This window comes from Corallococcus sp. BB11-1, assembly GCF_026626625.1.
Taxonomy (GTDB): domain Bacteria; phylum Myxococcota; class Myxococcia; order Myxococcales; family Myxococcaceae; genus Corallococcus; species Corallococcus soli.
This window is the reverse complement of the sequence record NZ_JAPNJY010000002.1, coordinates 14908-27655: the sequence shown is the minus strand read 5'-3', so window position 1 is coordinate 27655 and position 12748 is coordinate 14908. Positions and strand designations below refer to the sequence as shown.

General features: G+C 72.0%; 1 protein-coding gene (cut by both window edges). It reads left to right on the top strand.

All 12748 nt of this window come from inside a single coding sequence — locus OV207_RS04100, non-ribosomal peptide synthase/polyketide synthase (protein WP_267552814.1), on the top strand. Of the gene's 17526 coding nucleotides, 187 precede the window and 4591 follow it; the stretch shown corresponds to coding positions 188-12935, spanning codon 63 (partial) through codon 4312 (partial); the first codon wholly inside the window starts at position 3. Both the start codon and the stop codon lie outside the window.

The window sequence follows — 12748 nt, the reverse complement described above, 5'->3', positions numbered from 1 at the left end:
AGAACCCGCAGTACAACATCCCGCTCGCGGTCCGCCTGGACGGCCCCCTGGACGTGCCGGCCCTCCAGCGCTGCCTGGACGAGCTCGTGCGCCGTCACGAGGTCCTGCGCACGACGCTGCGCGCGGAAGAGGGCGGCGCGGTGCAGGTCATCTCGCCTCCGGAGCCCCTGACGCTCACCCAGGTGGACCTCCAGGCCCTGCCCGCCGAAGCGCGCGAGGCCGAGGCCCGCCTGCGGGTGTACCGCGACGTGCAGCAGCCCTTCACGCTCTCCGTGGGGCCGTTGCTGCGCGCGATGCTGCTCAAGCTCTCCGCCACGGAGCACGTGCTGCTCCTGACGTTGCACCACGTCATCTCCGACGGCTGGTCGCGCGGCATCTTCCTGCGGGAGTTCCTGGCGCTCTACGGAGCGTTCAGCCAGGGGCAGCCGTCGCCGCTGCCGGAGTTGAAGATCCAGTACGTGGACTACGCGGCCTGGCAGCGTGAGTGGCTCCAGGGGCCGGTGCTCGACGCGCAGCTGGAGTACTGGCGCAAGCAACTGCACGGGGCCACCCAGGCCATCGAGCTGCCCACGGACCGGCCCATCCCGGCGGTGCCTTCGGTCAATGGCGCGGTGGTGACGGCCCACTATCCCCGCGAGGTGGAAGCGGCGCTGAAGGCGCTGGGCCAGAAGGAAGGCGCCACGCCGTTCATGGTGCTGCTCGCCGCGTGGCAGGTGCTGTTGTCGCGCTACAGCGGACAGCAGGACGTGAGCGTGGGCTCGCCCATCGCGGGTCGCAACCGCGCGGAGCTGGAAGGCCTCATCGGCTTCTTCGTCAACACGCTGGTGCTGCGCGCGAACCTGGAGGGCAACCCCACGTTCCGGGACCTGCTCAAGCAGGTGCGTGAGACGACCCTGGGCGCCTATGCGCACCAGGAGGTGCCGTTCGAGAAGCTGGTGGAGGAGCTCAAGCCCGAGCGCAACCTGAGCCGCTCGCCGCTGTTCCAGGTGATGTTCTCCGTCGTGAACGGGGCGCCGTCCTCCACGGCGGTGACCGGAGCCGGGCTGTCCCTGCGCGCCCTGGAGACCGAAGGCAGCACCGCCAAGTTCGAGCTGTCGCTGGACATGGTGGAGACGGGCCAGGGACTGACGGCCGCGCTCGAATACAACACGGACCTCTTCGACGCGGCGACGGTGCAGCGCCTGCTGGCGCACTTCGGCGTGCTGCTGGAAGGCATCGCTTCGAGCCCGGATGCGCGGGTGCTGGACCTGCCGATGCTGGGCGAGGCGGAGCGGCGCAAGGTGCTCGTCGAGTGGAACGACACCGACGTGGCGCTGCCGGCGGAGCAGGGGATTCCGGAGCGCTTCGCGGAGCAGGCGAAGCGGACGCCGGGAGCGCAGGCGGTGGTGGCGCCGGGAGAAGCGGCGCTGACGTACGGGGAGCTGGAAGCGCAGGCGAACCAGTTGGCGCACCACCTGCGAAGCCTCGGGGTGGGCCCCGAGGTGCTGGTGGGCGTGTGCCTGGAGCGCACGCCGAGGCTGCTGGTGGCGCTGCTGGGCATCCTGAAGGCGGGTGGCGCGTACGTGCCGTTGGACCCGTCGTACCCGGCGGACCGACTGGCGCTGATGGTGTCCGAGTCGAGGATGTCGCTGCTGCTGACGCAGCAGTCGCTGGAGGGCACGGTGGAGGCGCCGGGCCTGCCGCGCTACCTGCTGGACGTGGAGGCCGCCGCCCGCGCGGGCCTGCCCACGGAAGCGCCGACTCGGAGGGCTTCGTCGGAGAACCTGGCGTACGTCGTCTTCACGTCGGGGAGCACGGGGACGCCGAAGGGCGTGATGGTGTCGCACCGAAGCTGGGCGAATGCGTACCTGGGGTGGGAGCGAAGCTACGGGCTGAAGGAGGCGTGCCGCAGCCACCTGCAGATGGCGAGCTTCTCCTTCGACGTCTTCGGCGGAGACTTGTCCCGGGCGCTGTGCTCGGGAGGCAAGCTGGTGCTGAGCCCGCGCGAGTGGCTGCTGGAGCCTGGGAAGCTGCACGGGTTGATGGAGGCGGAAGGCGTCGACTGCGCGGAGTTCGTGCCGGCGGTGCTGCGAGGGCTGCTGCAGCACCTGGAGGAGACGGGGCAGCGGCTGGAGGCGATGAAGGTGCTCATCGCGGGCTCGGACGCCTGGTACGTGAATGAGTATCGGCGCATCCGAGGGGTGATTGGAGCCACCACACGCCTCATCAACTCGTACGGCATCAGCGAGACGACGATTGACAGCACGTGGTTCGAGAGCGACGCGCTGGCAGCGGGAGACAACCGGCTGGTGCCGATTGGGAAGCCCTTCGCGAACGTGCGGATGTACGTGCTGGACGGTGCACTGAAGCCGGTGCCGTCGGGGGTGGCGAGCGAGCTGTACATTGGCGGAGAGGGCGTGACGCGCGGGTACTGCCACCGTCCGGAGCTGACGGCGGAGCGCTTCGTGCCCAACCCGTACGGGGCACCGGGCTCGCGGCTGTACCGCTCGGGAGACAGGGCGCGGCACCTTTCGGACGGGAACATCGAGTTCCTGGGCCGGGCGGACACGCAGGTGAAGCTGCGTGGCTTCCGGGTGGAGCTGGGCGAAATCGAGTCGGTGCTGGGCAAGCACCCGGCGGTGCGCACGGCGGTGGTGCTGCTGCGGGAGGAGCCGCGTCGGCTCATCGCGTACGTGGTGGCGCCGGAGGGGACGGAGGCCGTGGGGCTGCGCGACTTCCTGCGCGAGCGGCTGCCGGAGTACATGGTGCCGGCGGCGTTCGTGGTGCTGGAGGCGCTGCCGCTGACGCCGAACGGGAAGGTGGACCGCAAGGCGCTGCCGACGCCGGACGGGGCGCAGGAGGCGGGGCAGCACGTGGCGCCGCGGACGCCGACGGAGGAGTTGCTGGCGCAGGTGTGGGCGCAGGTGCTGGGCGTGGCGAGGGTGGGGGCGGAGGACAACTTCTTCGACTTGGGCGGGCACTCGCTGCTGGCGACGCAGGCGATGTCGCGGGTGCGCAGCGCCTTCGGCGTGGAGCTGCCGCTCCGGGCCCTCTTCGAGGCGCCGGCCATCGCGGCCCTCGCGTCGCGCGTGGACGAAGCGCTGCGGGCACGGCAGGGCGTGAAGGTGCCGCCGCTGACCCCCATGGTGCGCACCGGCGAGCTGCCGCTGTCGTTCGCGCAGCAGCGCCTGTGGTTCCTGGATCAGCTCCAGCCGGGCAGCGCCTCCTACAACGTGGCGACCGCCGTGCGTCTGGAGGGGGAACTGGACGTGGCGGCCCTGGAGCACGCGCTGACGGAGCTGGTGCGTCGGCATGAGGCCCTGCGGACCACCATCCAGTCCCAGGATGGCCTGCCGTTCCAGGTCATCTCCCCCCCGGGGGCCCTGGCGTGGGACGTCATCGACGTGAGCGGACACGCGGAGCGCGATGCCGAGGCCCGGCGTCTCGTCGATGCGTCAACCCGCGCGCCGTTCGACCTTGCCCGGGGACCCTTGCTGCGCACGCGGCTGGTGCGCCTGGGTGAGCGCGAGCACCTGCTCGCCATGGTCATGCACCACATCGTCTCCGACGGTTGGTCCATGGGCGTCCTCGTGCGCGAGGTCGTCGCGCTGTACACCGCGCACCTGGCGGGCCGTCCCGCGCCCCTGCGGGAGCTGGCGGTGCAGTACGTGGACTACGCCGCGTGGCAGCGCGGGTGGTTGAAGGACGAGGTGCTCGACGCGCAGGTGGCGTGGTGGCGGCAGCAGCTGGAGGGCGCGCCCCGCGTCATCGAGCTGCCCACCGATCATCCGCGCACGGCCGCCCCGCTGCTCGGTGGGGCTCGCCGCTCCATGACCATCTCCCCGGCGCTGCGGGACGCGCTGTGGAACCTGGGCCGCAAGGAGGGCGTGACGCCCTTCATGCTGCTGCTGGCGGCGTGGCAGGTGATGCTGTCGCGCTACAGCGGCCAGGACGACGTCAGCGTGGGCACGCCCGTCGCGGGCCGCAACCGCACGGAGCTGGAAGGGCTCATCGGCTTCTTCGTCAACACGCTGGTCCTTCGCGCCCGGCTGGGCGGCGAGCTCACCTTCCGGGACCTGCTCAAGCAGGTGCGGGAGACGACGCTCGGCGCGCAGTCGAACCAGGAGGTGCCGTTCGAGAAGCTGGTGGAGGCGCTGCGCCCGGAGCGCGACCTGTCCCGCCCGCCGCTGTTCCAGGTGATGTTCACGTTCCAGAACGCGCCCCCGCCGGAGGCGATGCTCCCCGGTGGCTTGCGCTTGAGCCCGGTGGAGACCGCCACCCACGCGGCGAAGTTCGAGCTGTCGCTGTCCCTGGCGGACTCCGCGGACGGCCTGCTCACGGCCATCGAGTACAGCCCGGAACTCTACGACGACGCCACCGCCACGCGGATGCTCTCCCACCTCCAGGTCCTCCTGGAGTCCATCGTGGAGGAGCCCGGCCAGCGCGTGAGCGACCTGCCGCTGCTCGCGGACGCGGAGCGCCAGCAGGTCCTGGTGCAGTGGAACGCCACCGCGCGCGACTACGCGCGGGACACGAGCGTGAATCACCTGTTCGAGGCCCAGGCCGCCCGGACGCCGGATGCGGAAGCCGTGCGCTTCGAGGGCGAGGTCCTCACGTACGCGCAGCTGGACCGTCAGGCCAACCAGCTCGCGTGGCACCTGCGCGAGCTGGGCGTCGGGCCCGAAGTGCGCGTGGGCCTGTGCGTGGACCGCTCGCCGCAGATGGTGGTGGGCCTGCTCGGCATCCTGAAGGCCGGTGGCGCGTACGTGCCGCTGGACGCGACGTACCCGGCGCCGCGACTGCGCTTCATGCTGTCCGACGCCAGCGTGGCCGTGGTCGTCACGTTGCAGCGGTTCGCGGACACGCTGCCGCTGGCGGACGAGCGGGTGGTGCTGCTGGATGCCCATGCGGTCGGGGTGCGCTTGCGTCCGGTGACGCCGTGCGACGCGGGCGTGGACGCGGGACACCTCGCGTACGTGCTCTACACGTCCGGCAGTACCGGTCAGCCCAAGGGCGTCATGGTGCCGCATGGCGGGTTGAACAACTACGTCTCCTGGGCCCTGGAGGCGTATGGGCTGGAGCAGGGCATTGGCGCGCCGGTGCATTCGCCGGTGGTGTTCGACCTGACGGTGACCAGCCTCCTGGTGCCGCTCGTCGCGGGCCGGGGCGTGTGGCTCCTGCCGGAGTCGGATGGCGTGGAGGGCCTGGCCCGGTCGCTGCGGGCCCGGGCGGACTACAGCCTGGTGAAGCTGACGCCAGCGCACTGGGAGCTCCTGCGCCAGACGCTGCCGGCCTCCGAGGCGGCGGGGCGCGTGGGTGCGCTCGTGGTGGGCGGCGAAGCCCTGCCTCCCGCGAGCCTGGACTTCTGGCGGCAGCACATGCCGGGCACGCGGCTCATCAACGAGTACGGCCCCACGGAGACGGTGGTGGGTTGCGCCGTCTACGACGTGCCGCGTGACGCGGACGTGTCGGCGGGGGTGCCCATCGGGCGGCCCATCGCGAACACCCGGCTGTACGTGCTGGACGCGCGCCTGCGTCCCTCGCCGCTGGGCGTGGCGGGCGGGCTGTACGTGGGTGGCGACGGCGTGACGCGCGGCTACCAGCAGCGGCCGGAGCTGACGGCGGAGCGCTTCATCCCGGATCCGTTCAGCACGGAGCCGGGCGCGCGGATGTACCGCACGGGCGACGTGGCCCGGTGGCGGGCGGACGGACAGCTGGAGTACCTGGGCCGGGCGGACTTCCAGGTGAAGGTGCGTGGCTATCGCGTCGAGCTGGGCGACATCGAAGCGGCGCTGTCGCGGCAGCCCTCGGTGCGTGAGTCGGTGGTCGTGGTGCGCGAGGACGTACCCGGGGACAAGCGGCTGGTGGGCTACGTCACGGGCGAAGCGGTGGACGTCGCCGCCGTGCGTGCGTCGCTCCAGGAGCAGTTGCCGGCGTACCTGGTGCCGTCCGCCCTGGTGGTGCTGGGAGCGCTGCCGCTCACGTCGAACGGCAAGGTGGACCGCAAGGCCCTGCCGGTGCCGGAGGGAGAGGCGCGCAAGGACGCGGACCTCGGGAGCCTCCGCACGCCGACCGAGGAGCTGATCGCCGGTCTCTTCGCGCAGGTGCTGGGCGTGGAGCGGGTGGGGCCCCGGGACGACTTCTTCGAGCTGGGCGGGCACTCCCTGCTGGCGACGCGCGTGGTGGCGCGGCTGTTCGGCCTCTTCGGCGTGGAGCTGCCGTTGCGCGAGCTGTTCGACGCGCCCACGGTGGAGAAGCTGGCGCGCCGGGTGGATGCACGGGCCCAGGCGGGTGACGCGCGGCCGGCTCCGGCGCTGGTGCGGGTGCCGCGCACGGAGGCGCTGCCCCTGTCGTTCGCGCAGCAGCGGATGTACTTCCTGGAGCAGCTGGAGCCGGACAGCCCGCTCTACAACATCCCGAACGCCATCCGGCTGGAGGGCACGCTGGACGCGGACGCCCTGGAGCGCGCGTTCGATGCGCTGCTCCAGCGTCACGAAGGCCTGCGGACCACCTTCCACGCCGACGCGGAAGGGCGCCCCTCGCAGCGCATCGCCGCGGAGCTGAAGGCGGGGCTGGTGCGGGTGGACCTCCGCGACCGTCCCGAAGCCGAGCGGGAGGCCGAGGCCGGGCGGCTCGCTCGCGCCGAAGCGCTGCGTCCCTTCAACCTGGGACAGGGCCCGCTGCTGCGCGCGACGTTGCTTCGCACGGGTGAGCGCCAGCACCTGCTGGTGGTGTTGCTGCACCACATCGTGTCCGACGGCTGGTCCGCGGGCGTGCTGGTGCGCGAGCTGGGCGCGCTGTACGCGGCCTTCAGCGCGGGCCGGCCATCACCGCTGCCCGAGCTGCCGTTGCAGTACGCGGACTACGCGGCGTGGCAGCGCGAGTGGCTGCGCGACGAAGCGCTGGAGGAGCAGGTCGGCTGGTGGCGGCGCGAGCTGGAGGGTGCCCCCGCCGCGCTGGAGCTGGCGACGGACAAGGTGCGTCCCGCGACGTCAACGTCCCGGGGAAGCTCGGTGCCGGTGGAGCTGTCGAAGCCGCTGTCGGACGCGCTGAAGGCCTTGGGGCGCCGTGAGGGTGCGACGCCGTTCATGGTGATGCTCGCGGCGTGGCAGGTGTTGCTGTCGCGCTACAGCGGACAGGACGACGTCAGCGTGGGCACGCCCGTCGCGGGTCGGTCGCGCGCGGAGGTGGAGGGGCTCATCGGCCTGTTCCTCAACACGCTGGTGCTGCGCACGCGCCTGTCGCCGGAGCTGGGCTTCCGGCAGGTGCTGGGCCGGGTGCGCGAGACGACGCTGGGAGCGTTCGCGCACCAGCAGGTGCCGTTCGAGAAGCTGGTGGAGGCACTGCGCCCGGAGCGCGACCTGGGCCGCACGCCGCTGTTCCAGGCGATGCTCGTGCTCAACACCGCGGTCGATACCGCGCTGGCCCTGCCAGACCTCACGCTCCGTCCGGAGCCCGTCGAGGGCGAGCACACCAAGTTCGAGCTGAGCCTGTCGCTCACCGCGTCGGACGAGGGCTTCCGCGGTGCGCTCGGGTACAGCACGGAGCTGTTCGAGCGGACGACGGTGGAGCGGATGGTGGAGCACCTGCGGGTGCTGCTGGAGGGCGTGGCCGCGAACCCGGACGTGCCCGTGGGTGCGCTGTCGCTGTTGGGCGACACCGAGCGCCTGTTGGTGCTGAAGACGTGGAACCAGACGGCGGAGGTCGTGCCGTCGGAGAGCATCCACGAGCGCTTCGAGGCGCAGGTGGAGCGGGTGCCGGGCGCGGTGGCGGTGGTGGCGGACGGGAAGCAGCTCACGTACGCGGAGCTGGACGCGAAGGCGAACCGGCTGGCGCGGGCGCTGGTGAAGCAAGGCGTGGGCCCCGAGGTGCTGGTGGGCCTCTACGTGGAGCGCACGGTGGAGTCCATCGTGGGCCTGCTGGGCATCCTCAAGGCGGGCGGCGGGTACGTGCCGATGGACACGTCCTTCCCTGCGGCGCGAGTGAAGGCGATTGCGGAGGACGCGAGCCTGCGGGTGGTGGTGACGCAGCGGGCGTACGCGCAGGACGTGGCGGGGCTGGGCTGCACCACCGTCGTCGTCGAAGCGGTGGAGGAAGCGGGCGGGAGCACCGAGCGCGTGGCGTCGGGCGTGCGCGGTGAGAATGCCGTCTACGCCATCTTCACGTCGGGCAGCACGGGGCGCCCGAAGGGCGTGGTGGTGGAGCACCGGCAGCTGGGCAACTACGTGGCGAGCATCCAGGGCCGGCTGATGCTGACGGAGGGAATGAGCTTCGCGTCGGTGACGACGCTGGCGGCGGACCTGGGGCACACGGCCGTCTTCCCGATGCTGTGCGGGGGCGGGACGCTGCACCTGGTGGGCAAGGACGTGGCGTCGGACGCGGAGGCGCTGGGCGCGTACATGCAGGCGCACCGGGTGGAGGGCTTGAAGGTGGTGCCCTCGCACTTGAGGGCGTTGCTGAGCGGGCCGAGTGCGAAGCAGGTGCTGCCGCTGAAGCGACTGGTGGTGGGCGGTGAGGCGTCGGACAGGGCGCTGGTGGAGACGGTGCGTCGGCTCGCGCCGGAGTGCGCCGTCTTCAACCACTACGGCCCGACGGAGACGACGGTCGGCGTGCTGACGAACGCGGTGGAGGGTGCGTGGGAGGAGGGCGCGGGGACGCTGGCGCTGGGGCGTCCGATTGGGAACGCGAGGATGTACGTGCTGGACGCGAGCGGGCGTCCGGTGCCGCGAGGGGTGGCGGGGGAGCTGTACGTGGGTGGTGCGGTGGTGACGCGCGGGTACGTAGGGCGCCCGGAGCTGACGGCGGAGCGGTACGTGCCGGACGCTTACAGCGAGGAGGCGGGAGCGCGGCTGTACCGGACGGGAGACAAGGTCCGGCAGCGGGAGGACGGGAAGCTGGAGTTTTTGGGTCGCGTGGACTTCCAGTTGAAGGTGCGCGGCTACCGGGTGGAGTTGGGCGAGGTGGAGGCGGGGCTGGGGGCGTGCGAGGGCGTGCGCGAGGCGGTGGTGGTGGCGCGGGAGGACGTGCCCGGGGACAAGCGGCTGGTGGGGTACGTGGTGGCGAAGGCGGGCCACGCGGTGGACGTGGCGACGCTGCGAAGCGAGCTGAAGGTGCGGCTGCCGGAGTACATGGTGCCCTCGGCGCTGGTGGTGCTGGAGGCGCTGCCGCTCAACGCCAACGGCAAGGTGGACCGCAAGGCCCTGCCCAAGCCGGAGCGCACGGAAGCGGAGGCCCGGGACTACGTCGCGCCGCGCACGCCCACCGAACAGACCCTGGAGCGCATCTGGGCCCAGGTGTTGCGGCTGGAGCGCGTGGGCATCCACGCCAACTTCTTCGAGCTGGGCGGCGACTCCATCATCAGCCTCCAGATCGTCGCGCGCGCCGCGCAGGCCGGCCTGCGCATCACCACCCGACAGCTCTTCCAGCACCAGACGATCGCCGCGCTGGCGGTCGTCGCCACGACGGCCCAGCTCGTCGTCGCGGAGCAGGGTGAGGTGCGCGGGTCCGTCCCGCTCACGCCCATCCAGCGCCGGCTCTTTGAAGAAGACGTCGTTGATCCGCATCACCTCAACCAGTCGTTGATGATTGAGGTCCGCCGTCCGGTGGACGCCGCGCTCCTGGAGCAGGCGCTCCGTCACCTCGTCGCGCACCACGATGCCCTGCGATTGCGCTTCACCCGCGAGCCCCAGGGTTGGTCACAGGAGAACGTCGGCGTCGAACAGCCCCTGACGCTGCGGCGGCTGGACGTCTCCGCGCTGGACGAAGCCGCGAAGGCGCAGGCCCTCCAGGAAGCCGCGGCCCAGGTGCAGGCGAGCCAGGTGCTGGAGGAGGGCCTGCTGCTGCGCGCGATGTTGATCGAGCGTGGGGAAGGCCACACGGCCCGCCTGCTGCTGGCGGTGCATCACCTCGCGGTGGACGGTGTGTCCTGGCGCGTGCTCCTGGAGGACCTGGAGACCGCCTATCAGCAGCTCGCGTCGGGCCGCCCGGTGCGGCTACCCGCGAAGACGACCTCATTCCAGACGTGGGCCCGCAAGCTGGAGGCCCATGCCGGCACCCCCGAGGTGCTGGCCGAGCGTGCCTTCTGGCTGGACGGCACCCGGAGCGTCGCGCCGCTGCCCGTGGACCGGGCCGGCGGTGAGAACATCGTGGCTTCGACGAAGAGCGTGTCGCTGTCGCTCGACGTGGAGGAGACGCGACTGTTGTTGCAGGAAGTGCCCGGCGCGTGGCGTGCGCAGATCAACGACGTGCTGCTCGCGGCGCTGGTGCAGTCCATGGCGCGCTGGACGGGGCAGCCCCGCGTGCGCGTCAACCTGGAAGGCCACGGCCGCGAGGAGCTGTTCGCGGACGCGGACATCTCCCGCACGGTGGGTTGGTTCACCGCCGTGTATCCCGTGCTGCTGGAGGTGCCGGTGTCCGGCAGCCCCGGTGACGGCCTGCGCGCGGTCCGCGACACCCTGCGGCGCCTGCCGGGCAACGGCCTGGGCTACGGGCTCCTGCGCTTCATGGGCGATGACGCGACCGTGGAAGCCCTGCGCGCCGCGCCCCCCGCGCAGGTGTCCTTCAACTACCTGGGACAGTTCGACGGCGTCGCGTCCGGAGCAGGGGACACCGCCTTCGGCATCGCCCGCGAGGGCAGTGGTCCAGTGCGCAGCCCCCGTGCTCCGCGCCGACACGTCCTGGACGTCAGCGGACTGGTGCTGGACGGACAGCTCCAACTGAGCTGGGGCTACAGCGAGAACCTCTACGACCCGGCGACCATCGAGTCCCTGGCCCGGGACTTCGTGGCCGCGCTGCGCACGCTCATCTCGACCCGCGCGTCGGAGGACGCGGCGCGCCGCACGCCCACCGACTTCCCGCTCGCCCGGGTGGACGCGTCCGGGCTGGAGCGCGTCCTCGCGGCGGTGCCCGACCTGGAGGACCTATACCCCCTGTCGCCCATGCAGCAGGGCATGCTCTTCCACACGCTGCTGGAGCCGGCGTCGGGCGCGTACTTCGAGCAGCGCTCGTGGAGCTTCCACTCAGCGCTGGACCTGGGCGCCCTCAAGCAGGCCTGGGAGGACGTCCTCGCGCACCACCCGGTGCTGCGCACGTCCTTCTTCTGGCAGGGCCTGGAATCCCCCCTCCAGGCCGTGCACGCCCGCGTGACGCTGCCGTGGATGGAGCTCGACTGGCGCGGGCTGCCCGCCGCGGAACAGCAGTCGCGGCTGGAGTCGTTCCTCGCGGAGGACCGGGCGCTCGGCTTCGAGCTGTCCCGAGCGCCCCTGATGCGGGTGGCGCTGCTCCGCACGGAGGAACATGCGTACCGCCTGGTGTGGAGCTTCCACCACCTGCTGACGGACGGCTGGAGCTCGGCGCTCCTGCGACAGGCCGTCTTCCTCCGCTACGCCGCGCTGGTGAAGGGCCAGGCCCCGGCCCTGGCGAAGGGCCCCCCGTATCGCGAGTACATCGCCTGGCTCCAGCGCCAGGACCTCGCGCGCACGGAGTCCTTCTGGCGTGACACCCTGGCGGGCTTCACCGCCGCCACGCCGCTCCCGGCGGGCGCCGCGTCCCGCACCCTGGCCAGCGGGGGCCTGTCGGAGCAGGCGGTGCTCCTGCCGACCGCGACGACCGAGGCGCTCCAGGCCTTCGCGCGCCGGCACCAGCTCACCCTCAACACCCTGGTGCAGGCCGCGTGGGCGCTCGTGCTCGCGCGCCACGCGAACACGTCCGACGTCGTCTTCGGCGCGACCGTCGCGGGACGTCCGTCGGAGCTGGCCGGCGTCGACACGATGCTGGGCATGTTCATCAACACGCTGCCCGTGCGCGTCCGCCTGGAGGAGCAGGCCACCGTCGTCCCGTGGCTCCAGCGGTTCCAGTCGCAGCAGGTGGAGCTGCGCAACCACGAGCACAGCCCGCTCGTGCAGGTGCAGGGCTGGAGCGACGTGCCCCGGGGAACGCCCCTCTTCGAGACGCTGCTCGTCTTCGAGAACTACCCCGTCGACACCGCAGTGGACACGCAGGCCCGCCAGTTGGACGTGCGCGACTTCCACGCCTTCGAGCGGACGAACTACCCGCTCACCGCCGTGGCCGCTCCCGGCCGCGAGCTGCTGCTCAAGCTCGCGCATGAGACGCCGCGCTTCGACGAGGCCACGGCGAAGGCCCTGCTCGGCCAGTGGCGCCGGGCCCTGGAGGCGCTGGCCGCGCGGGACACCCAGCGGATCGCGGAGGTGACGCTCCTGTCGTCGGAGGAGGCGCACGCGCTGCGCGACGCCTGGAACGCGACGCACGCGGAGTACCCGCGCACGCTCGCGGTGCAGCAGCTCTTCGAGTCCCGCGCCGCGCAAGCCCCCGACGCGGAGGCCCTGCGCTGGAACACCGGCCGCATGACGGCCGGTGCCCTGGATGCGCGCGCGAACCAACTGGCGCACCACCTGCGCACGCTGGGCGTGGGCCCGGAGTCGCGCGTGGGCATCTGCCTGGAGCGTGGCCCCGACCTCATCGTCGCGCTCCTGGGCGTGCTCAAGGCGGGGGGCGCGTACGTGCCCCTGGATCCGACCTATCCCGAGGACCGCTTGGGCTACATGGCCCGCGACGCCGGCCTCTCCGCGCTGCTGACGCACCAGCACCTGGAGGCGCGCCTGCCCGGCGTGAGCACCCCGGTCGTCCGCATGGACGCGCTGGAGGCCGTGCTCGCGGCGCAGCCGACCACCCGCCCGGAGGTGGCGGCGCTCCCGGAAGCGCTCGCCTACGTCATCTACACGTCCGGCAGCACCGGCCGCCCCAAGGGCGT